This is a genomic window from Phormidesmis sp. 146-12, assembly GCF_052939495.1.
Window position 1 is genome coordinate 15,531 of the sequence record NZ_JBJPHS010000063.1, and the last position, 23,079, is coordinate 38,609.

The following is a 23,079-nucleotide window of genomic DNA, read 5'->3' on the forward strand; positions in this document are numbered from 1 at the left end:
CAACGACTGGGGCGATCGCTATTCTCGAAAATGACGACAATCCACCGCCCACAATATCAGTCGCCAACGTCACGAAGCAAGAAGGTCAAAGCGGCGACACGCCCTATGTGTTCGATGTCGTATTGTCCAACACCAGTGGTAAAGCAATTACCGTTGATTACACAACAGGCGACGATACGGCTCAAAGTTCCAGCGACTACACAGCCGCAAGTGGACAGCTTACTTTCGCACCAGGCGTTACCAGTCAGCTAGTTACCGTTTTTGCTAAAGGAGACACCACCCTCGAAGGCACCGAACAATTTAAACTGCTGCTCAGTAATGCGACAAATACCCAGAATGTAACGGCAAGTGCGATCGCTATTCTCGAAAACGACGACGAAGGTGCATTCATCAGCGTGGGTAACGTCACCCAAGTAGAAGGACTGAGCGGCCCCAGCGCCTTTGTTTTCAACGTGGCATTATCGCAGGCGAGTGGATTGCCCGTCAGCGTCGATTACACCACCGCAGATGACAGCGCCACAGTCCTTGACAACGACTACACCACAACCTCTGGTACATTGACCTTTGCGACGGGACAAACCATACTTCCGGTCACAGTATTAGTCACAGGAGACAACAGGCTTGAAGACAACGATCGCTTCCTGCTCAAACTCAGTAACCCGATCAACGGCGCGATCACGACAGGTAACGAACCAGCGATCGCAACGATTACTAATGATGATGCTGTGCCAACGGTGGCGATCGCGGCAAATCCAATCACTCAAGCAGAAGGAAATACCACAACGCCTTACACCTTTGATGTCACGCTCTCTAATCCAAGTTATCAGCCGATTACCGTCAATTATGTTACGGCAGATGGAACTGCAACCACTTTAGACAATGACTACATAAACACAACGGGACAAGTGACCTTTAGTGCAGGTGAAACGCTAAAAGTCATTACCGTTAACGTAGCAGGTGACAACAAACGAGAATCTGACGAAACATTCCAAGTAAACTTAACGGACATCAACGATCAATCTATCGGTAGCACGATCGCAACCATCGGCAATGATGATCCGATTCCTACGATTAGTATTGAGAATGCAGCGATCGTAGAAGGTAATAGTGAAACTACACCGATCGTACTGAATGTCACCCTCTCCAATCCCAGCGATCAGCCCGTTACTGTCAACTACACCACTGAAGATGACAGTGCGACCACTGGAGACAACGACTACAAAGCAGTTTTGGCAACGAGTCCTGGAACGGTAACTTTTGCAGCAGGTGAAACGATTAAGCCAATCACCCTCAACGTCAAAGGAGACGCAAAACTCGAACCCATCGAACAGTTTTCTGTCAAACTCAGCACACCCGCAGGCGGCACGATCGCCAACGGTACCGCAATTGCAACCATCAACAACGATGACAATCCACCGACTCTCAGCATCGACAACGTTGAGAAAAGAGAAGGCGATAGTGGGCTGACTGATTTTGTCTTCACGGTTAGCCTCTCCAGTGAAAGCACTCAAGAGATCAAAGTTGACTGTGCTACGACGAATGGCTCGGCAACAACAGATGATCTGGACTACACAGCGGTTTCGACCACTACGCTGACCTTTGCGCCCGGTCAAACCAGCCAACAAATTACCGTACAAGCAACGGGGGACACCAAGCGAGAAGTCGATGAAACATTCAACGTCACTCTGAGCAATGCGGTTAACTCGTCGATCGTTAAAGCGACAGGCATCGCCACAATTCAAAATGACGACCAGCGACCGACGATCGGGATCGGCAAAGTAGACGACTCAGAGAGCGGTGTGGGTCAAACCAAAAACTTCACCTTTGCGGTCACGCTGTCCAATCCGACGGTCGATCCGGTCACGGTCAATTACACCACAACAGACGGCACCGCCACAGTGACCGATGGAGACTATACTCTCAATGCGGGTAGCCTGACTTTTAATGCCAATGAGACGATTAAGTTCATCACGGTGCAGGTCAAGGGCGACAACAAATTTGAAGCGGATGAGCAGTTTACGATCGTCTTCTCAGACGCGGTGAATGCTGACATTTCGACGGGGGCAGGTCAGGGCGTTGGCACGATCAAAAACGATGACGACACGCCCAAAGTTTCGATCAACAGCGTCAACTTGAATGAAGGCAGAACGGGGACGACACCCTTCATTTTTGACATCACGCTTTCTAACCCCAGCAGCCAGCCGATTAGCGTAGACTTTACAACCCAAAATGAAGCCGCTCAAGCGGGAACCGACTATCTCGCGCAAACAGGCAAAGTAACTTTTGATCCCACCCAAACCAGCCAGCAAATTACCGTCCTGGTCAATGGAGAGGCGATCGTTGAGCTAGACGAAGACTTTAGCGTAGTGTTATCGAATCCGACCAATGCGGAGATTGCTTCAGCGATCGGGCGAGGGGCCATTCTCAACGACGATCAGCCCATCCGGCCCACCATCAGCATTGACAATCCCAGCCTAGGTGAAGGTAACAATGGCACGACTCCTCTGATTTTCAAAGTGATTTTGTCAGAAGCGACCTCCATTCCTGTCAGTGTGCAATATGGCACCACCGCCAACACCGCCACCGCAGACGACTACACCGCACAAACAGGAACGCTCAACTTTGCCGCTGGAGAAACCCTCAAAGAAATCACGATCGCCGTCAGCGGAGACAGCGTTTTTGAACCCACCGAAGACTTTGCCACCACTCTCAGCAACCCAGTCAGCGCCGACATTTCAACGATCGCTGGACGCGGCATCGGCACGATCGTCAACGATGATGCAAAACCAAAGATCACGATCGACAGCATCACCCAACCCGAAGGCGCAACAGGCAGCACGACGGAATACTCATTCAAAGTCAGTCTCTCAAATCCCAGCAGTGCCCCCATCTCAGTCCGCTATCAAACGGTAGATGGAACGGCGACGATCGCGGATCAAGACTACCAGACAGCCTCTGACACGCTCACGTTTACTCCGGGTGAATTGACCAAGATGATTACCGTCCGGGTCAATGGCGACACCAAATTTGAGCCAGAAGAAAACTTCTTTGTGCGTCTGACCAATCTCACGCCTGCGAATGCAGACATTTCCACCGATCCGGGTCAGGGCATTGGCACGATTCAAGCAGACGATTTTCGACCGAAAATCAGCATTGTCAATCCAACTCCGCAAAACGAAGGCAACACCAGCTATAACGTTGTGGTCAGTTTGTCCAACCCTAGCAGCGAAGTGGTTTCAGTTAACTTTGCGACCGCCGACAGCACCGCCAAAATTCAAAACAGTGACTACACGTTTAACGCAGGAACGCTGACTTTCTTGCCTAACGAAACGAGTAAAACGATCGTCGTCAATGCGATCGCCGATTCTCAATTTGAGCTAGACGAAACCTTTGCGATCAATCTCGTCAGCCCCATCAATGCCACGCTTTCTAGCAGCACCGCAACGGCAACGATTCTCAACGACGACCCCCTCCCCACCGTTAGCATCACCAGCCCCACTCCCCAAAGAGAAGGCAACACGGGCATCACCCCCTATACCTTCGTCGTCAGCCTGTCTCAGCCCAGCCCTCAGCCAATCACCGTTCCCTACAGTACCGCCAATGGCACAGCTACCCTCGCCAACAACGACTACTTGGCAGCGACCGATCTGATTACCTTCAATCCGGGAGACACCAGCAAAACGATTACCGTCAATGCTTTGGGCGATACCCGCTTTGAACCTAACGAAAGCTTTACGGTCAATCTGACTAGCCCGACCAACGCCACGATCGCCACCTCCACAGGCACCGCGACGCTCACCAACGACGATATCGATCCGAGCGTAAACGCTGACTTGGGCGCGCTTTGGCTTAATGCTGACTCCACCGAAGCTCAAATTTGGCAATTTAACACCAGCACCTACAACAAAACGATCGACCTGGCGAGTGGCGTTCCGGGTAGCTGGAAGATTTCCGCAAAAGCTGACTTTGATGGAGACGGAGATTTAGATCTGTTCTGGTTTAACACGCAGACTGGCGACACGTCGTTCTGGGAACTGAATGGTAGCCAATACGTGACCTATCACTATTCACCTCCCACCGGAGATTTAGCCTGGGTCGTGGGCGGCGTGGGCGACTTTAACGGCGATCGCAAGCCCGAAATCTTTTGGTACAACCAGCGCACCACCGAGTCAGCGGTCTGGACGTTGAATCAATTTAACTTCGTTTCTTCGACACGACTGCCCAGCACAGGTAATCTGTTTTGGAAGGTTCAAGGACTGGGCGACTTTAATGGAGATGGGCAATCGGATGTTCTCTGGCGCAACTCCAGCAGCGGAGAAAACGTGATCTGGTTGATGAATGGGACTCCGGCCATCAGTACCGTCAAATTGCTCACCGTCACAGATGCCAACTGGCAAATTGCGGCGATTGGCGATTTCAACAACGACAACAGTTTAGACATTCTCTGGCGCAACTACAACGCCGGAGACAACACAATCTGGCAACTCGATCGCACTCGCTACGTGCAAAACGTTGGGCTGCGAAAAGTGAACGAGCTGATCTGGCGCATCGAAAAGGTAGGCGACTTTAATCGCGACGGCAATCTAGACATTCTCTGGCGCAACTCGGAGTCAGGCAGCACTGGCATCTGGTACATGAACAATATGGCCTTTGGGGCTGCGGTCTTCTTGCCCACGCGAGACGCAAGTTGGGGAGTCGCTGAAACGGGAGACTTCGATCGCGACGGCAATCTGGATATTCTCTGGCGCAATACTGTGAGTGGCAAAGCAGACATCTGGAAACTGAATAGTTCGCCCTACGCGGGAACTGTCGTCTTGCCCGAAATGGATGAGTTGGGCTGGCGTTTTCAGGGCACGAGCGACTTTAACCGCGATGGCTTGCTAGATATCGTGTGGCGTAACTACATCACCGGGGACAACAAAGTTTGGCTGATGAACGGAGCGCAATATCTTAGCTCGATCGACCTGGTGGCTGCCAAAGATTTGAACTACCAGATCAAAGGGGTGGGCGACTTTGATGGCGATGACAACCCAGATCTGCTGTGGTACAACGCTTTCACGGGCGACACAGGCTTCTGGAAGCTGAATGGCACGACCCTTGTCAATGCTGTCCCGCTTCGGAGGAGTACCGATACGTCTTGGGATATCTCAGCGATTCGCGACTTTGACAGTGATGGAGATCTGGATATTCTGTGGCGTAGCCGTTCTACAGGTCAAATCGGCTTCTGGACTCTAAACAACATGGTCTTCTTTGCGCCTGCTATCCCCACCAACATCGCTGACCCAAGTTGGAAACTCGAAGGGATCGGTGACTTTAACCGCGATCGCAGCCCCGACCTACTCTGGCGCAATTATCGCACAGGCGAAAATGCAGTCTGGCTCATGAACGGCACCTCCTTTGGGACTGGGGTGTTTTTGAGAACAGTCAAAGAGTTGGGTTGGGAGATTGCAGGGGTGCAGGACTTTGGGGGGGATGCCAATGTCGATATCTTCTGGCGCAATGCTCAGACAGGGGAGACTAGCCTCTGGTACATGGATGGCACCACCTTTAATTTGGGGTACTATCTGCCTCGCTGGACGGACACTCGCTGGGACGTTCAAAGTCTGGAAGAGTTTAAGAGTGCGGTGTAAGGAGCGATCGTCTAGGATCAATTCAGGACTCTGGACGGAATAATGTATTCCAGGTTCAGAGTCCACCGCTTAACCTTTTAGTGACTCGTCAGCTTGTCGATCGTGAATCTTCCTAATCAATCCCGTCCTGTCAATCTGTCTGCTCAACAGCACCCCCTTCCACACGGATACATTTTTACCAGTCCCGGTGGCCATTTTAGCTATCGAGTCGTGGGGGCTTGCTGTCGGTTGTTCGATCGCGAAACGTTGCCTTATCCCTGTTGTCGCATTGAGTGGCATGGCAAAGAACCCAGTTGGCGACGGATTGGCCGCCGCTTTACGGTAGATTTGGCGACGAGAAATAGTCCGTCCTACAGTGTAGAAATTGTGGGTCAGTCTTCTGATTCCCTGGTGATGACGCTCTACCCGGTAAAATTGCCTCAGCCACTCAAAGAATGGTGGGTTTCGAGTAAGCCTTCGACGGTTGAAATGACAGATTTGACCAGTCCAGAGTCCGCCGACGCGATCAAGATTGACGGATAGACTGCCCGTCCCCAGATGGGATGCACGATTCCAGAGCAGTCCCCTAGCTGAATAGCTGGATACCCTAGCGTCGATCGCACCACCGCTACATCGTCTAATCTGAGCGATCCCGCCTGAGACAAGACAGGAAGGCCCGTTCGGGGATCAAACAAATCGGCTTGATGTCCCAAGTTTCGTAGTTTTTCAACGATCGTCAGCCCAAATTCCAGAAATTTTTGTCGAAGCTGCTGCTTTTGATCTTCTGTCTCCGGCGTTTGCTGCACCAATTCCATACGAGCAGGCTGCAAGACGACCAAAATCGATCGCACGGGCAGAGACCAGTCGGGCAGGAGGTTTTCTCGATGGCTACAAATATAGTCGCTGGGGGTGTGAATGGAATATTCAATCATGCAATCTGAGGGGTGTTGACTGAATCCTGAAGGGTGAACAGCGGCTCCAACTCAAAACTTCAACCTTCTCAAAACTTCAACCTTTAGCTAAACTGCTGGGCATAAAATCCAGCATAGCGCCCTCCTTCGGCAATCAGTTCGGCGTGTGTTCCCGATTCGACAACGCGCCCTTTTTCGACAACCAGAATGCGATCGACTCGTCTCACGGTCGCCAATCGATGGGCAATGATAAAGACCGTTCGACCCTGCATGATCCGCTCCAGCGCTTCTTGAACCAGCGATTCAGATTCAGAATCCAGAGCAGAAGTCGCTTCGTCGAGAATCAAAATTCGGGGATTGAGCAGAACCGCGCGGGCGATCGCCAATCGTTGTCGCTGACCGCCAGACAAGTTTACACCCCGCTCACCCACCCAGGTTTCATAGCCTTGGGGAAACTGACTAATAAACTGATGAGCATTGGCAATCTTGGCCGCTTCTTGCACCGCTTTGAGATCAAATTCAAGCTGACCAAAGGCGATATTTTGGGCGATCGTTCCCGAAAACAACGTCGTCTCTTGAGGCACAATCCCAATCTGTCGGCGCAAACTCCGCAGAGACACATCTCTCACGTTGATGCCATCCACCAAGATGTCTCCAGACTGCGGCTCATAAAATCGCGGAATCAAATTTACCAGCGTCGTCTTGCCCGCTCCAGAAGCTCCCACCAGGGCGATCATTTCTCCGGGCAGTACCAGCAAATTGAGATCTTGCAAAACGGGGCGCTCGATCTGATAAGCAAAGCTGACGTGACAAAACTCAACTTTCCCGTTGACGGGCGGCAGGGCAGGCGCATTGGGCTTTTCAACCACCGTCGGCTGCAACCATAAAAGCTCAAAGATGCGATCGACCGAGGCTTCTCCTTGTTTAAACTCGTTGTAGTTAATCGTCACCGACGAAATGGGATCAAATAAAAGTGCGACAGAAACGATGTAGTTGACAAAATCACTGCCCGTCAAGTTGCCCTTTGAGATTTGCCAACCGCCCAGCAGCAGCAGCGTCAGCATGCCCAATGCCTCCAAAAAGCCCTGAATCGGGTACTGAATCGCGCGGAGTCGATCGGTGCGAAACTTAGCCTGACGGTTGCGTTCTGCCTCTTGCCCAAACCGCTCGATCGCATACCCCTCCGCCGCAAATGCCTGCACCAACCGCACCCCGTTAAACATTTCGATCAGGAGCGCTGACAGATCAGAAACCCGACTTTGACTTTTATAAGAGAGTTTCCTCAGCCGTTCGCCAAACCAGCCGATCAAAAATGCCAGCAAAGGAGCCGTAATCAGCGTTGCCAGGGTGAGTTGCCAGTTGAGTCGCACCATCCACCCCAACATCACAACCAGCCGCAACACACTGGGAATAAACTGAGCAAACATGCGATTGACGACTTCGCCGATGCGATCGATTTCCTCGGTCAGTCGATACGCCAGATCTCCGGTTTGGACGGTTTCAAAATAGCTGAGGCTGAGATGTTGGACGTGGGCATAGGTTCGCTGTCTGAGTTTGAAGGCGATCGACAGGGCCGCCTTGGCCATCAGCAAATCTTGCCCATAGAGCAGCAGTTTTTGTAGCCCCCAAATAAATGCCGCAAAAATCACCAGATCGAGAATGGCTCCCACTTTGCCCGCCCCAATCAGCCCAGACATCCGTCCGGCTAACAACGCCAAAACTGGCCAAATAGCCGTAATTCCCGCCGTGCAAATCATGGCCTGCACAATGGTTTTCCACTGAGGGCGGATGTAGGGGATAAGCTGCCAATAGCTAGAGCGATGTTTCAATGTCGGCTAGACTTACGTTCTTGGTAGATGTGAAAGACAGAAGGCAAAAGCAAAACGACGACCATGATCAGGATAATGGGCAACTAATATTTATCGGCATCGGGGATCATGGCTCTTAAAGAATAGCCCAACAGCGTTACGCCAAAAGTCTGCAATAGTCCGCCGATCGCTTTGTAATAGAACATAGTTCATTGCCCTAATGCGAGTGACGATCGGAGCAAAGGTTCGCACAATGGGCACAAATTGGGCTAGAACGATCGCCCTTTTGCCGCACTTTTGGTAGAACCTTTGGGCTAAAACGAGATGCTTTTTGTAAAAGAGCCAGGAATCTTCTCGGTCGAATAAGTTTCGTCCAAATCGGCTTCCGGTGGCGCACTCCACACTATCGCCTAAAACGGCTGCGACAAAACACCCCAAAGTGAGGATTTCAAGATTGAGAATGGTTTGAGACGCTGAAAACTCTGCTGCAAACCGCAAACCGTCTTCTGGTAGAAAAAAGTCGATCACCAGCCCCAATTCTGTAAACACGATCGCCCAGATTACTAGACATCCGTCGATCAGATCGATCTGGCGAATCCACTGTCCTAGACGCGCTGCATCAAAAGTCATGTAGGTTCCTTATTTGAGACCAGATTGTCGTCGTCGCACCACCCAGGCAATAAATCCTAGAATCAGACCAACTAAAACGATTTTGGAAACGGGCGCTAAGTATTCATCAACGCGATCGTAGTGTTCCCCTAGCAAAAATCCGGCATAGGTGAGCAGAATCGTCCAAAGCGTAGTGCCGATCGTCGAATACACCAGGTAAGGAGCCAACCGCATTCGGCTAATCCCTGCCGGGAGTGAAATAATTGTCCGAATGCCAGGAACTAGCCGCCCTAAGAGAACTGCCTTCGTCCCATGCCGATAAAACCAACGGTTGGCTTTGTCAATGTCGGCCCCCGATAGCCCCAACCATTTGCCGTAGCGATCGGCAAGCGCTCTCAGGCGTTCCTCCCCCACCAAAATCCCAGCATAGTACCAGATCAACGTCCCAAAAACGGTGCCAATCACCCCTGCCAAAACCGCGTACTGAAAGTTCATTTTGCCTTGAGAGACGGTAAAGCCCGCCAACGGCATGATCAATTCGGACGGGATCGGTGGAAAAAGGTTCTCCAAAAACATGAGCAGCCCAATTCCCCAATATCCCATTGCGTTCATGGTGTTGGCGATCCATTCAGCCATTGCGTCACTTCCTCATTTATATTCAGGGCAATATCTACCTTTACAAACAGCGATCGCCGGGTTCCCGGTTTAGTTTAAGGGTAATTTCATGAAGTTTGGTAAAGCTTTTAGATTACTTTTATTCATCAGAGAACATAACCTTGCAGATTGTTCCCTGCCCTGTTTCAAGAAGCCCCCCGCAGCCCTTCTTGAAAAGCTACAGGGGCACGAATTTAAGAACGGGCTCTACTGGATTCGAACCAGTGACCGACCGCTTAGAAGGCGGTTGCTCTATCCTCTGAGCTAAGAACCCCTGTGAAAACTGTACCAGCTTGACAGCCACTGTCCTGAATTTTAGCAAGATTACCGAAACCTCTCGACACAAAATATCAAATCGTCAAGACCTTCAAATTAGCCTGAGCAAACTAAAATCCGGTTGCTTAACAAAAAACTTAATATCTGGCAAGCAGATTCAGGACAGATTTTACTCTGGGGTGTGTACACTGAAAGCCAGAAAAAGGGAATTCAAAGTAGTGTATTGATCAAGGGCGATCGCAGGTTTGCTATTTAGGTTAGCCGTTTCTTTGAGATCCCTTCCTCTGGTAGCCTTATTCTTTGCCCAGGAAGCTTGTTGTCAATCCTGAGACACTTCTGCGTGCCTTCCATTGCCCCCCCTGATAGGAGTTAACTGGCTGTTTTATGTTCATTCTGAAACGGCAGGATGTTGAGATTTCCAGCGTCCCACACCCCAAACGAGATCAAAAGATTCCGATCCTGACCTATCAGGGACTGACGTTTCGCTTGATCAGTGTCTTTCATGCCAACCAAGAAGAAGAGGCGCGGGCATTTTGGCGCGATTTGACCGACAACCAGGGCAAGGCTTGCGTGCTTTTGGAGGAGCCTGAGCGATACAGCGTCTGGGGTAAAGTTCGGCTTGATCAGTTGTCCAATGAGGCTCAGGAAGGCGGCATCGACGCAACGCCCCCGATGTTGATTCAAGCCTGTCTACTCATGCTGCAAGCGATGTACATTGACATTGAAGACTTGATGGGCAATAAGCAAGCGGTCACCTTTCAAAAAGATATTACTGAGGTGTTTCGGCAGGGGCACTTTCCGCAAACCGAGTCACCTGACGCAATCAAGCAGCTTTTGACGGTTGATCCTTTGAGCAGTCTACAGACCCCACCCTGGCAAGAAGCCCATTTGAATACGCTGCTACGAGAGCTACACCGGATTGGGAGGTCTTATTTTGGCAAGTCTCCGTTTGCAGAACGCACCCTAGAAGCATTGCAGGATCTGCCCGCCGCCGAACGCACCCGGTTTAGCACCTGGTTAAATCGATCGCCCATTGGCACCCTCTGGCGTTAACTTCAATAATCTTTGGTTACATTAATCCGACTTTCCAGTAAGATGCAGGGTTGCTTCCTGCGGTTCTAGTCAGCCCTACCCCCAACGTGAAATGAGTACTTCGATAGACAAATCTCGCTCCAAATCTTTGTCCGTGCAGACGATCGTCTTTGCTGAAATTGTCTGGGCAGTGATGGCGCTGTTGTTTTTTCTGCTGTTTAGCGTGACGGAGCCTGGACAGGAGCGACCTGATTGGTACTCATATGGCACGTCTATCTTTGAGATTGTGGCTTACGCAACTGCCGCGTTGTTGTGCTTTAGAAACTGGCGCAGTCCGCAGATTGTCAGTGGGCGTAAAGTCTGGCTAGGGGTAGGCTTAGGAATGTTGTGCTATGCGATCGGCGGTCTACTCTTCACCTACTGGGAGACGTTTTTGGGACGAGATGCGGCGGTGTCTCCAGGAGACTTCTTCTACGTTCCAACTTACTTATTTTTGGGGTGGGGAATGGTGATGGCGTTTGCCGATCGTCGTCTCAATCTCGAAATGTGGCAGTGGGGCATCGTCGCTGGAATTGCAGCCATTAGTATTGCTTTTGCGACCTGGCTGACGATTGCTCCCGGAACGCAGACGGCAGATTTGGTGGGCATTGCGCCTGTTTCTGCACAAACTGCCCCAGTTCAAACTGCCCCACCCAAAGCGTCTCCTAAGCCTGCCAAACCCACTCCTCAATCTGCGGTCAAGATCATGCCCACAGCAAAACCCGCGCCTTCGACGGTACCTGTGGTTGAGCAAGCTCCGGTAGCGGCTCCGGTTGAGCAGAAGGCCCCGGCTCCAGGGTGGGTAACGGCGATCGAGGATGCGTTGGCTCCACTCAAGTCCGCCTTAGATTATTTCTATGTGATGGCGGATGTGTTCATCTTAATTGTGGCGACGACGCTGCTGCTGGCCTTTTGGGGCGGACGCTTTTCTCAATCCTGGCGCATGATCGCCGCGGCTGCCTTTTCGCTCTACATCGCAGATATGTGGTTCAAATACGCGACTACCAGGCTGCCTGACTATCAGAGCGGTGGCTTGCTCGAAATCTTTTGGGTGTTGAGCGGTGTGCTATTTGGGGTGGGGGCCGCTCTAGAATTTGACCTGAGTCGCTCTCGTCGGGCAGGGGGCAGAAGGAGGGCGTAGAGCAAGGGGAAGGCTGGTGTGAACGATCGCTCCGGTTGCTTTCCTAAATTTTCGGAAGGCTGGCGAATGGAATTCACACCTATTAGAACGAAGTCAGTCTTCGCTGACCAAGAAAATGGGATACAAGCCTCGCACTTTTAGGGCGACTTTGGTATGCTTGTTCTAGTCCACAACACAGGCAGAGGCTCGCGCCTTGAGCGGAGGAACCTGTCTCGCAAGGGGTGGTAATGCCTGAGAAAGTTTTGGCTCCTAGGGAGCAGCAAGAATTTTCTCTATCGATACAGCGGTGGGGCGCATCGCAGTGAATTTTGGTGAGGGTAAAGTCGCAGGACTCCCGATGATCCAAGAATCCCCGAACTTCAGGACGGGGAGCCGTCAATAGACCTATCTAGGTGTTTAGCAAAAAGCTCTGTCATTCAATCGGATTAGCGCACTTAAAGTAGGCGATCGCACTCATCGCACTTAACGACTCGTTGTACAACTGGTACCCTGGCTATTCTCTACAAAAGGTCTTGCCAATCATTATAGGATTGCTATAGAAACCTGGAGGGTTGAGAGATGCCAGTGATTGCGGTAATTGACTATGACATGGGCAACCTACACTCTGCCTGCAAAGGGCTAGAGAATGCTGGAGCAACGCCCAATATCACCGACTCAGCACGAGAAATTGAGCAGGCAGATGCGATCGTCCTTCCTGGGGTCGGCTCATTTGATCCAGCGGTGCAGCATTTGCGATCGAGACATCTCGAAGCTCCTATCAAAGCCGCGATCGCCCGTGGCATCCCCTTCTTGGGAATCTGTCTGGGTTTGCAAATTCTTTTTGACGGCAGTGAAGAGGGTCGTGAACCAGGATTGGGCATTGTGCCGGGGATGGTCAGACGATTTCACCCTGAGCCGGGTATTACCATTCCTCATATGGGTTGGAATCAGCTAGAGATGACTCAACCCGATTGCCCCTTGTGGAAACAGCTTCCGGCTGATCCTTGGGTCTATTTTGTGCATTCCTACTATGTCGATCCCGTTGAGAAAAGGGTGCGATCGGCCACGATTACTCATGGAACTCAAACCGTGACGGCTGCCATTTCGCAAAACAACCTAATGGCGGTGCAGTTTCATCCCGAAAAGTCTTCGACATCAGGGCTGCAAATTCTCTCCAATTTTGTGGCGCAGGTCAATTCTTCTACTCTGATCGGCATCGGATAAAATTCTCTCAGCCCTATGAGCCTACGAATTTACGGCAATCGATTGATTAAAACTTTGCCCGGACAAGAAACTCGCCCGACGCTGGCACGAGTCAGAGAAGCTTTGTTTAACATTTGGCAAGGCACGATCGCCGATTGTTGCTGGCTTGATCTTTGTACGGGCAGTGGCTCAATGGGAGCAGAAGCGCTCTGCCGGGGAGCAAAACTGGTGATTGGGATTGAGCAATCGAGCCGAGCTTGTACGGTGATTGAGCAAAACTGGCAGCAGGTGGTCAAACCCGATCAGACCTTTCAAGTCATCCGAGGCGACGTGGTGAAACGATTGTCGAGCCTAACGGGTCAACCGTTTGATCGCATCTATTTTGATCCGCCTTACACCAGTGACTTGTATGAACCTGTATTGGAAGCGATCGCACACCATCAGCTTCTATCACCCGCTGGAGAATTAGCCGTAGAACACAGTCCAAGCCTGACTTTGGAAGTTTCCAACCTGGAGATTTGCCGTCAAAAACGCTACGGAAATACAGCACTCACCTTTTATCGATCGAGTTCCCATTAAATTCCGCAACCCCTTCTATGAAGCGCCCCCTCATCCTTCTTACTTCATCCCTCATCCTGCATCCCTCATCCCTTTTAGCCCTACCGCCTCCCAGCGACCCCCCAGAGGAAGTATTACGAACGGAAATTATCATTGAGGCGCGATCGCCCCTAGACGGCCGACCCCTCACCCCAACTGAATACGCAGAATTGCAGTCCCAACTTCAGCAAGGACAGCCCGTAAAACCCCAAGTAGCTCAGTCAGTTCAGAGAACGATTCGGTTATTAAGGCTCAGAAGATTCATCAAAACTGTTTTTCCGTTCATTCCGCTCAAGTGAGGCTTACCGAAACAGAAACAACTGCAACAGACCGCCCACCACGCTGATCAAGGCTTGCCCAAACCCTCCTCCCGAAGGCTCCCGCTTTTCTTTGGGCGGATTTTTTAGCGTCTCAGCCATTTTCTTAGCAGATTCGGCCTCTGTTTTGTTGCCCTGGCTTGCAAAAAGGGTAGAAGCCTGTTCTGAGTCTTGAATCGCACCCGCCTGATCACCTAATTCCATTCGGGCGACCCCTCGACCAAAATAAGCCATCGCATGATCTGGCTTGCGAAGAATTGTCTGGTTATAGTTCTCGATCGCCCGCCCAAAATTGCGCTGTTTTGCGGCTTCTAACGCCCAGCGATAAAAATCATCCGCATTTCCCAACGTTGGTGCTAACCCGATCGCGCCTTGTAGAGCAGCACCCTCTATCTGAGCGCTCGTCATATCAGCCCCAGACAAAAAAGCGCCTCGAAGATCTGCCCCTGTTAAATTCGCCCCATTCAAATTTGTGCCTGTCAAATTCGCCCCACTCAAGCTGGCTCCGCTCAAGTTTGCCCCGCTTAAATTGACCCCTGCAAGATTAGACTGACTGAGATTTGCCCCGCTCAAATTTGCTTGACTGAGATTTGCGCCCATCAACTGAGCAAACGTCAGCCCCGCTCCACTCAAATTACAACGCTGGCATTGCTTAGTCGAAAGCAACTGACGAGTATGTTCGAGGTTTTCAGCTTTTGCAGGCAGCGTCAAGCCGATCGTGACCAGCAGTGCAGAAGTCGCAATTTTGAGTTTCATAAGTTTGGTGTCGGGGTTGTTTTGTGACAATCGCAATCAATTTTGACGCTTCACCAGAATCCTTTTAAGCGCTTTCGCCGCCGTCATCTCAGAACACCCCATAGTACTTTGATTTGTATTTTGTGGCACGATCGAATCAGTCAAGTTTTCTAATTTCAGCGTTCATGTCCAAAAAGCAAAAATTCCCCTATCTCGTCGGCTCCAAATGGACGGCTCAACAGACAACCTGGGGGTGGCGACATTTTCAAGTAACGAATCGCAAAAACGAGGGTGAGTGGGTGTTTGCCGAGATGGTGGCCGCCTGCGACCCCAATGTCCGATTTTGGCTAAATGCCAAGTCTTTGAGAAATCGATCGCAATGGCAAGCAGGTTGGCAATCACTGCAAGAAATGGAAGTTCAGGTAGACGAAGTTTTGTAGAAAAAAATGAGGAGGGATGAAGAAATCGCTTCAATATGATCCGTAGAAATCAACACCCCTCGGTTATGTCTGATCACTAATAGAACTTTAAGCAGACCGTTTCCTCTCGCTCAAACTTACTCTGCCACCTCAAACCCCGCCGCTGTAACTAGCTGCTTAAAGGTTTCCTCGGAGGCCTTGGCTTCGATAGTAACTGTTTTATTTTCTACATCAATGTCTACTTTTGCGCCAGGTTCAGAAGCCAGAATTGTTTCTTTGATTTCTTTTGCCGCATCAGGATTGTTGAGAGAGGGGATGTGTAGCTTTAATGCCATCGTAATTACTTAAAACAACCCCCTTATTTTGAATTTAGCATTCCAGTTCGATGCCCTTCTAGAGGAAGATTTTGTAAGTAGGTTCACGTTTTTGGTTAGCGATCGCCCTCTTATCCTTCACCCTATGCCTTCCGAACAAATCGAAATTCTCTCCCCTGACGAATTACGCCGTACCCTCACGCGCCTCGCTTCTCAAATCATCGAAAAATCGGGCGACCTCTCAAAGCTAGTCTTGTTGGGCATCTATACGAGAGGTGTGCCTTTAGCAGAAACCCTAGCAGACCAAATCGCAGCCCTCGAAAAAGTACGGGTGCCCCTGGGCGCGATCGACATCACCTTCTACCGAGATGATTTGGATACGATTAGCGTCCGTACGCCTGCCAAGACCGATATTCCTTTTGATCTGGCTGGCAAAACGGTTGTCCTGGTGGATGATGTAATTTACAAAGGACGGACAATTCGCGCTGCACTAGATGCTGTCAATGATTATGGACGACCAGAAGTCATTCGGTTGGCGGTATTGGTCGATCGAGGTCACCGCGAACTCCCGATTCATCCAGACTTCACAGGCAAAAAGCTGCCCACGGCCAAAGAGGAAATGGTCAAGGTTTATCTACAAGATTTTGACGGACGCGATGGGGTGGAGTTAATTAAAGGCTAATGCTAGAGGTGAGAGATAGCAGCAGTATCAAGCTCAAGTTTTGCTTTCCTGAGAGATGATGCTATGTCCACGTTGTTTCCGCGAAGCTTCGACGAGTCTAAATGGCTGGTGTCTCATGTCAATCACATAGACTAATTATTGCATCAATACCCTTTGGACTTGAAGATAAGGATGCTGCCGCGCTTCAGTGCCCCAATATCGCTATTTTTTATACAACCAGTAATGCTGATTCCTGCAAGCGGCAATGCTTCACTCCCCTACCTCAGCGTCACCGATTTTTGAACATCTTCAGCAAACTATGAATTGATTGTTTTGCAATAGTTTTGTGGTTTGCACGATTTATGAAGTGCTTAACCCTACTTATTCTTAATGAGGAAGACAAGCAGGCTGAGAAATACGCTAGTCTGTTTTCAGCCGATTCGAGAAATTTTTGCATGACTTCGACGCTTTACCAGCAAATTCAAGAGTTTTACGACGCTTCTTCAAGTCTATGGGAGCAGATTTGGGGAGAACACATGCACCACGGTTATTATGGAGCCGATGGCAGTGAGAAAAAAGACAGACGACAAGCCCAAATTGACCTGATCGAAGAACTGTTGAAGTGGGCTAATGTCACTCAGGCAGGAGATATTCTCGACGTGGGCTGCGGAATTGGAGGAAGTTCGCTTTATCTCGCTGAAAAGTTTGGCGCAAACGCGACTGGAATCACGTTGAGTCCCGTTCAGGCAAACCGAGCGACAGAAAGGGCCCAGGTTGCCCAACTCAACGCCCAGTTTCAAGTCGCGAACGCCTTAGATATGCCGTTTGCAGATAACTCCTTTGATCTGGTCTGGTCACTCGAAAGTGGCGAACACATGCCCGACAAGGTAAAGTTTTTGCAGGAATGTCATCGCGTTCTCAAGCCCGGTGGCACTTTCATTATGGCAACTTGGTGTCACCGATCGACCGCCCAGCAGCCCCTGACTCTCGACGAACAAAAGCACCTCGAAGACATTTATCGCGTCTATTGTCTGCCCTTTGTTATGTCGCTTCCTCAATATGAGCAAATCGCTCGCGATCTATCGTTTGAGACGCTTCGGACAGCAGACTGGTCAACAGCAGTGGCTCCTTTTTGGGATGTGGTGATTGACTCCGCATTTAATTTGGATGCGCTGGTGGGCTTGCTGCGATCGGGATGGACAACTATTCAAGCGGCACTTTCTTTAGGGTTGATGAGTCGAGGCTACGATCGCGGCTTAATTAAATTTGGTTTGCTCTCTGGCAGCAAGTAAATTCTCAGTTGATGAAATAAGTTCTCTGATTAAACACTTCAGAATCACCAAGCTATTTATAGAATCGGGCATTGCATGAGCCAAACTTCTCCAAAATCTTCTGCGCCTTCGGTCTCCAAAAATCCAGTTAAAAGATATGCTCCTTGGCTCTATGCTTTCTGGAAATTTTCTCGCCCTCACACCATCATTGGAACAAGTTGTAGTGTCCTGGGTATCTATCTAATTGCACTGTCAGGTACTGATCTGAGCAGCCATGAGAAGTTTGTTTCATCTATTCTGATCACCCTGATTGCTTGCTTGTGTGGCAATGTCTATATTGTTGGACTCAATCAATTAGAAGATATTGCGATCGACCGCATCAACAAACCCCATTTACCGCTGGCCTCTGGTGAATTTTCGCGCTGGCAAGGACAAGCGATCGTCGCAATTACTGGAGTTTTAGCGATCGGGCTGGCGGCTTCCCAAAGTTCTTATCTGTTAGCAATGGTGGGGCTGAGTTTGGCGATCGGCACTGCCTACTCTCTTCCGCCCATTCGCCTCAAACGGTTCCCTTTTTGGGCTTCTTTCTGCATCTTTGGCGTAAGGGGAGCGATCGTTAATTTAGGATTATTCCTGCACTACAACAACGGCCTTCCTATTCCTGCAAAAGTGTACGCTTTGACGTTATTTATTTTGGTCTTTACATTTGCGATTGCTATCTTCAAAGACATTCCCGACATGGAGGGCGATCGCCAATACAATATCAGCACGTTTACCTTAACATTGGGACAAAAAGCCGTTTTTAATCTGTCTCGATGGGTGTTGACGGTTTGTTATTTAGGGATGGCGATCGCGTCTCTAAAATTACCTTTCGTGAATGCACCGTTTTCGATTATTAGCCATCTGTTGGCCTTGGGTTCACTTTGGCTTCGTAGCTACAAAATCGATATCCAAGACAAACACGAAATCGCCAAATTCTATCAATTCATCTGGAAGCTATTCTTCTTGGAGTATTTAATTTTTCCAGCAGCCTGTTTGCTCAGTTTATGAGTTTTCTTTAAGCTACATCTCGGTTGAAACATCAGAAACTCTAACTCCATATGGCAACTACAGGTGAATACTATGCAACATTACCCAAACTGGTAGTCGCCGCTCCAAGGCACAAATATTTGTTAGTGCAAAGGCTGAAACAGGCTGTTTACGTTAGCGCATAAAGCAGTTTATTTGTACAGTGCGTAAGTCCTAAGTAGATCAGGCTTGAAAAGCTGGCGTTGCTGATTGAAGGGATGAATCTGTGGGAAGTGTCCATCTTTTCGCCCCCTAAATCCCCCAAAATTGGGGGACTTTGAACCTTGAGTTTCCCGCCGCTTTGGGGCAATTCATCCCCTGATTCAGCAACGCCGAAAAGCTCAGGTATGTGAAGTTAGATAGAGACATCGACTTCAAGGGGTTAGGAGGCTGAGGACATGGGTGCCCGCTTACGTGTTTTACTGAATGCTGATGAGAATCGCACCTTGTTTGAACTGCGCCAAGCAACAACGGTTCCTCAACGGGTAAAAGACCGAGCCGAAGTGGTGCGGTTGAGTCATCAAGGGATGTATGCTCTAATCGGCTAAGAAATGGACTTTTTTGAATGACTGAAATCTCCAACTCATCCAACTTTTAAGCTGTTCGTGTTTGTTGATATGCGCTGTGTCAATCAAGCTTGAAATTGCACGCTTAAAGGCGGAAAAATCAGCATAATACTGAGAGTACAAACATTCTTTCCGCACAAATCGCCATAACCGTTCGATTAAATTTAAATGCGCTGAGTAAGAGGGCAAGTACACCAGGGTCATTCCCAGTTGATTTGCTAATTCAAACACTGCCGCACATTTTTGATAACGAGCGTTATCCCACACCAGCGTAATCGGTATCCCTAAAGCTAAGTCTGATAGGTTCTGCAACAGTTGACAAACACTCTCAGCATTAATGTAAGTTTCGTTAGTCACCGTGATGATCTCCAGGGTGAGGGCATTGAGTGCTCCCAGGACGTTAAACCGTTTGCGTCCAGAGGGTGACTTGATGAACCCTCGATTAAAGCACCAGAGATACCCTAAAAAAGTAGTGTGAACAAAATGGGCAGCCTCGACAAAAAAACAGCTTGTTTTCCAGCTTTAGCTGACTCCAACAACGGTTCTAAAATCTCCTCTCGAAACGTTTCCTGTTCGGCAATCTTGTCCAGATTGCCACTTTTACCCGGAACAAACCCGACTTGATGTCGTTTCATGCCAATCCGTTTGAGAAAGGCATTGACTTGATTGGGACTTCTATGAATCCCAGTAATTTCGGCAATCTTCGCCTGGGCTTCTGCGATCGTTTGGGGAGGATGATCTCTAAAATAGGTTTCTACACGGCCAGCATGAACATTCAGTGCACTCGGTTGTCCCTGATAATCCAACTGCTTGAGCCGCTCAATCCCACCCTCAAGATACTGTCTGAGATAACTCGTCAGGGTCGTTTTGGAAATACTACAGAGTCGTCGGATGTCTTGCTGCGCCAAGCCTTTGCTTTTCAAATACAAGACCTCCATTTTCTGTTGAACTTTGGGGTGAGGGTGATGATACCGTTCGTACTTCAACTCCTCAATCATCTGCTCTGTAAATTCAACCTGAATCATACAAACAGTCCCCCTGCCCCATGAAGTGGATGACTTCATCATATCGCTGATGCAATCGGAGATCTAAAAGTCCATTTCTTAGAAGCGATGAGTATATGTCGAGAAAATCGCCGCTTTTTTCAACTGGAACGAGCGCACAGTGCGAGAGACCTTGGGGCGCTGGCAAAGCAACGGCTTAGGCGGGCTATGGGACGCGCCAAGACCGGGAGCTAAACGGCGCTGGCAAGAACAGAACCTGGAGTCCTTTGAAGGGTGCTTACGGGAAGACCAACACACCTACAACACTCAACAACTTGCCCAAAAGTTAGAAACCGAGCGCAACGTCAAGTTGAGTGCAGACCATCTCAGGCAGGTGTTCCAAAAAAGGGGGTGATTTGGAAGCGGACTCGCCCCAGTCACCACAGCAAGCAAGACCCGGTGGAGAAGGCAAAGAAACTGGCAGACTTGGAGATGCTGCAATGGGCAGCGGCAGCAGGCGAAATCGACTTGTTTTATCTTGATGAATCTGGGTTTTCGCTCTGGATGCCCGCTGAGTACAGCTATTTCTGGCGTTGCATAATGGAGGGATGAATGAGGGTGTTGTACTATGCAGTGTCGATACTGTGGGTCTACTGAGGTTCGCCAGAACGGGAAACGACGAGGCAAGCAAAATCATATCTGTCGCGCCTGCGGTCGCCAATTTATTGAAGGCTATGACCCACCCAAAGGCTACAGCGCAGCAACCAAGCAGGATTGCTTGATGCGTTACGTCAACGGCATGGGATTTCGCGCGATTGAGCGCTGTACTGGCGTGCATCATACAACCGTGATTCATTGGGTCAAGCAACTCGGACAGCAACTGCCGGATGCCCCACAGGAGTCGGAGATTCCAGAGGTGGGAGAACTCGACGAACTAGAAACCTTTGTCGGGTCAAAAAAAACAAAATTTGGATCTGGACAGCCGTGAACCATTTCCGGGCGGGCATTCTCGCTTGGGTGGGGGGAGTCACAGCGCAGAGACGTTCAAACCCTTGTGGCAGATTGTCTGTTGCTGGCATTGCTACTTCTATGTCACCGATGGCTGGAAGGTTTATCCCGGTTTTATTGAGGAAGGCGACCACCTTGTGAGCAAGACGTACATGACGAGAGTCGAAGGCGAGAATACCCGCTTACGTCACGACTTAGCTCGATTGCATCGCCAGACCTTGTGTTACTCCAAGTCGGTCGAAATGCTAAAGCATTCGCTGCGATTGCTCCTCCATTACCTAAAGTATTGGTCAATACCCGTACTCACTTGATTCATCCCTTTGTTCAGCAACGCCCTATTTCTTTGTGGGAGAACAGAAACGCATTGAGCAAACCTCGCGCCGAGGCAGGCGGATTAGCATTTTGGGGTTGTTGCAACCGTTAGTGAGTTTCGTGTACGGCTTGGTCGTGGGCAGTTTCGATGGTGATCGTTACGTCACAATCATGGAGGAGCAGGCGCGGCAAGCCAAACTTCAGTATGAGCAATCCGGCAGAATCCGGGTGATTGTTCAAGATCATGGTCCGGTGCACACCAGAAATCTGGTTAAAGCAAAATGGGCGGAGTGGGAAACCTGCGGACTGTACTTCTTCTTCCTGCCGAAATACTGCTCAGAACTCAACCCCATTGAAACTGAATGGCATCAGTTGAAAACTCATGAATTGAGAGGGCACATGTTTGACCATGAACTAGATCTAGCCTAGGCCGTCGTTGACGGTATCGATGCCAGATCTCAAGCCGGGGATTATCAAGCTGAACGATTTCGTTTTCCCTCGAAGTTGGCTCATTCATAAACCGTTACGTATTTGAGCTTTTTAACCCTTGGCTACTTAAATTATTGACGAGTAGATTGAGTAAGATGATCCCTGTCAGTTTATTTAAGGTGAATGAGATGGCGTTAGTGTCACGAAGTTTTCGCCACAGATTTACGGTCATGTTTAGCATGATCTCGCTCAATCACTAGGAAAAACACGGTTAAGCAACTGGTCTCGTGAGGGAATGCCCCAATTTCATCCGACTTGGTGCGAAACTCGCGAAATAAACGCTCTAGATGATTAGTCGTCCGAAGATGACGATGTAAAGTGCTGTCAAATTGATAGAACGTAAACGTTAGTTGTAGATCTCGCTGAAAAACTTGCACGGCTTTGGGTTCAAGCAGTTCCATTTAGCGATGAACTGCTGCAATCGCTGCTGTGCCTGTTCATGGGTATCTGCCTCGTAAATCTGGTATGCCTCAGATGCGATCTCAAACCGCCGCTGCCGCTTCGCTTCATCGGGTTTGAGCGGTTGTTCATTCGCATCGGCTTGGGGCAATTGGGCATAACTCAAATAGCGTTCAAGTCCTCGGACTTTGTGGGTGATGCAGCGTTGTTGTTGAGCATTGGGCAAGGTCTTTTTCAAAGCTTTGGGTAATCCCAAGGTGCCATCGCTGACGACTAATTGCACTGTGTCCGGGTTCAATCCCCGCTCTATCAGATGCTCAAAGAACGGGTTCCACTCAGCTTCCCCTTCCTCAGTGGCAATTTCGTAGTGCAGCATCTCATAGGAACCATCCTCCCACACTCCCAGTGCTGCCAACACCACCCGTTCTTGGGCTTGACGACACTGGCGTAAATGTCCAGAACGGTCTTGCTTAAATTCATCACGGGTGTATTGAATCTCCACCCAGACCCCATCGACGAGGAGCATCTCAGGTGTCTTCCCAATTGAGGCTAAACGACGCGTGTCTAGCTGGTTTTGAACCGCAAGCGTGACTTGATTCACAGCACTACGTGAGAGAACATGACCTACAGCACATTTCAGGTTTATGGAGTACAGTAACAACAGTCAGCAAACCAGTTG

Annotated in this window: 17 protein-coding genes, 1 tRNA gene and 6 pseudogenes; 15 read left to right on the plus strand and 9 right to left on the minus strand. The window is 49.8% G+C overall.

All coding sequences use genetic code 11. From position 1 onward, the window contains the following. Both ACKFKF_RS22825 and ACKFKF_RS22830 read left to right on the plus strand, forming a co-directional pair. Positions 1-5,630 (plus strand): Calx-beta domain-containing protein (locus tag ACKFKF_RS22825; RefSeq protein WP_446869812.1); only part of this gene is annotated, 5,630 nt, incomplete at its 5' end. 102 nt (positions 5,631-5,732) lie between these two features. After that, complete coding sequence (locus tag ACKFKF_RS22830) at positions 5,733-6,152, plus strand: hypothetical protein (protein WP_446869813.1); 420 nt, start codon at positions 5,733-5,735, stop codon at positions 6,150-6,152. On the opposite strand, the gene ACKFKF_RS22835 is transcribed toward ACKFKF_RS22830, so the two are convergent. The 5 genes from ACKFKF_RS22835 to ACKFKF_RS22855 all read right to left on the minus strand — a co-directional run bounded on the left by ACKFKF_RS22835 (position 6,050) and on the right by ACKFKF_RS22855 (position 9,865). Next, positions 6,050-6,541: a methylmalonic aciduria and homocystinuria type D protein gene (locus ACKFKF_RS22835; RefSeq protein ID WP_446859165.1), complete on the minus strand. Its 492-nt coding sequence runs from the start codon at positions 6,539-6,541 to the stop codon at positions 6,050-6,052. The genes ACKFKF_RS22830 and ACKFKF_RS22835 overlap by 103 nt on opposite strands. Before the next feature lie 83 nt (positions 6,542-6,624). Continuing rightward, entirely contained in the window at positions 6,625-8,349 is a 1,725-nt protein-coding gene (locus ACKFKF_RS22840; protein ID WP_446869814.1) for an ABC transporter ATP-binding protein, read from the minus strand. Positions 8,350-8,439: 90 nt separating this feature from the next. Continuing rightward, the gene (locus ACKFKF_RS22845) at positions 8,440-8,958 is read right to left on the minus strand and encodes a hypothetical protein (RefSeq protein WP_446869815.1); all 519 of its coding nucleotides are present in this window, start codon (positions 8,956-8,958) and stop codon (positions 8,440-8,442) included. 9 nt (positions 8,959-8,967) lie between these two features. Further along, positions 8,968-9,573: a DedA family protein gene (locus ACKFKF_RS22850; RefSeq protein WP_446869816.1), complete on the minus strand. Its 606-nt coding sequence runs from the start codon at positions 9,571-9,573 to the stop codon at positions 8,968-8,970. Between the two features lie 219 nt (positions 9,574-9,792). Next, positions 9,793-9,865, minus strand: a tRNA-Arg gene (locus tag ACKFKF_RS22855). A gap of 386 nt (positions 9,866-10,251) precedes the next feature. Here ACKFKF_RS22855 and ACKFKF_RS22860 point away from each other — a divergent pair. The 5 genes from ACKFKF_RS22860 to ACKFKF_RS22880 all read left to right on the plus strand — a co-directional run bounded on the left by ACKFKF_RS22860 (position 10,252) and on the right by ACKFKF_RS22880 (position 14,157). Continuing rightward, complete coding sequence (locus ACKFKF_RS22860; RefSeq protein ID WP_446859161.1) at positions 10,252-10,920, plus strand: Npun_F0813 family protein; 669 nt, start codon at positions 10,252-10,254, stop codon at positions 10,918-10,920. Positions 10,921-11,011: 91 nt separating this feature from the next. Then, complete coding sequence (locus ACKFKF_RS22865; RefSeq protein WP_446869817.1) at positions 11,012-12,079, plus strand: hypothetical protein; 1,068 nt, start codon at positions 11,012-11,014, stop codon at positions 12,077-12,079. A gap of 558 nt (positions 12,080-12,637) precedes the next feature. Then, entirely contained in the window at positions 12,638-13,282 is a 645-nt protein-coding gene (gene hisH / locus ACKFKF_RS22870; RefSeq protein WP_446869818.1) for an imidazole glycerol phosphate synthase subunit HisH, read from the plus strand. A gap of 15 nt (positions 13,283-13,297) precedes the next feature. Beyond that, positions 13,298-13,840: a 16S rRNA (guanine(966)-N(2))-methyltransferase RsmD gene (rsmD, locus tag ACKFKF_RS22875; protein WP_446869819.1), complete on the plus strand. Its 543-nt coding sequence runs from the start codon at positions 13,298-13,300 to the stop codon at positions 13,838-13,840. Between the two features lie 17 nt (positions 13,841-13,857). Continuing rightward, the gene (locus ACKFKF_RS22880; protein WP_446859157.1) at positions 13,858-14,157 is read left to right on the plus strand and encodes a hypothetical protein; all 300 of its coding nucleotides are present in this window, start codon (positions 13,858-13,860) and stop codon (positions 14,155-14,157) included. Between the two features lie 3 nt (positions 14,158-14,160). Here the strand turns inward: ACKFKF_RS22880 and ACKFKF_RS22885 are convergent, their stop codons facing one another. Further along, complete coding sequence (locus ACKFKF_RS22885; RefSeq protein ID WP_446869820.1) at positions 14,161-14,931, minus strand: pentapeptide repeat-containing protein; 771 nt, start codon at positions 14,929-14,931, stop codon at positions 14,161-14,163. Positions 14,932-15,095: 164 nt separating this feature from the next. Here ACKFKF_RS22885 and ACKFKF_RS22890 point away from each other — a divergent pair, with 164 nt between their 5' ends. After that, a complete protein-coding gene (locus ACKFKF_RS22890) occupies positions 15,096-15,350 on the plus strand; it encodes a TIGR02450 family Trp-rich protein (RefSeq protein ID WP_446859155.1) in 255 nt (84 codons plus the stop codon). 116 nt (positions 15,351-15,466) lie between these two features. Here the strand turns inward: ACKFKF_RS22890 and ACKFKF_RS22895 are convergent, their stop codons facing one another. Further along, entirely contained in the window at positions 15,467-15,664 is a 198-nt protein-coding gene (locus tag ACKFKF_RS22895) for a heavy metal transport/detoxification protein (RefSeq protein ID WP_446859154.1), read from the minus strand. Positions 15,665-15,788: 124 nt separating this feature from the next. Between ACKFKF_RS22895 and pyrR the strand changes: the two genes are divergently transcribed. The 4 genes and pseudogenes from pyrR to ACKFKF_RS22915 form a co-directional block, all read left to right on the plus strand. Beyond that, complete coding sequence (gene pyrR, locus ACKFKF_RS22900; RefSeq protein WP_446859153.1) at positions 15,789-16,325, plus strand: bifunctional pyr operon transcriptional regulator/uracil phosphoribosyltransferase PyrR; 537 nt, start codon at positions 15,789-15,791, stop codon at positions 16,323-16,325. 434 nt (positions 16,326-16,759) lie between these two features. After that, positions 16,760-17,596, plus strand: coding sequence for a methyltransferase domain-containing protein (locus ACKFKF_RS22905; protein ID WP_446859152.1), 837 nt, complete (start codon positions 16,760-16,762; stop codon positions 17,594-17,596). A gap of 75 nt (positions 17,597-17,671) precedes the next feature. Next, positions 17,672-18,625 (plus strand): homogentisate phytyltransferase, encoded by a 954-nt coding sequence (locus ACKFKF_RS22910; RefSeq protein WP_446869821.1) that lies wholly within the window; start codon positions 17,672-17,674, stop codon positions 18,623-18,625. A gap of 416 nt (positions 18,626-19,041) precedes the next feature. Further along, a pseudogene (locus tag ACKFKF_RS22915) lies at positions 19,042-19,176 on the plus strand (IS630-like element ISAcma27 family transposase); the annotation flags it as partial. A gap of 3 nt (positions 19,177-19,179) precedes the next feature. On the opposite strand, the pseudogene ACKFKF_RS22920 reads toward ACKFKF_RS22915, so the two are convergent. Then, a pseudogene (locus tag ACKFKF_RS22920) lies at positions 19,180-20,234 on the minus strand (IS630 family transposase). A gap of 91 nt (positions 20,235-20,325) precedes the next feature. Between ACKFKF_RS22920 and ACKFKF_RS22925 the strand changes: the two are divergent. The 3 pseudogenes from ACKFKF_RS22925 to ACKFKF_RS22935 all read left to right on the plus strand — a co-directional run. Continuing rightward, positions 20,326-20,786, plus strand: a pseudogene (locus tag ACKFKF_RS22925) (helix-turn-helix domain-containing protein); the annotation flags it as partial. 34 nt (positions 20,787-20,820) lie between these two features. Beyond that, positions 20,821-21,511 (plus strand): annotated as a pseudogene (locus ACKFKF_RS22930) (IS1 family transposase). 25 nt (positions 21,512-21,536) lie between these two features. Beyond that, positions 21,537-21,941 (plus strand): annotated as a pseudogene (locus ACKFKF_RS22935) (transposase); the annotation flags it as partial. Between the two features lie 200 nt (positions 21,942-22,141). Here the strand turns inward: ACKFKF_RS22935 and ACKFKF_RS22940 are convergent. Continuing rightward, positions 22,142-23,028: pseudogene (locus ACKFKF_RS22940) on the minus strand (transposase); the annotation flags it as partial. Between the last annotated feature and the right edge of the window lie 51 nt (positions 23,029-23,079).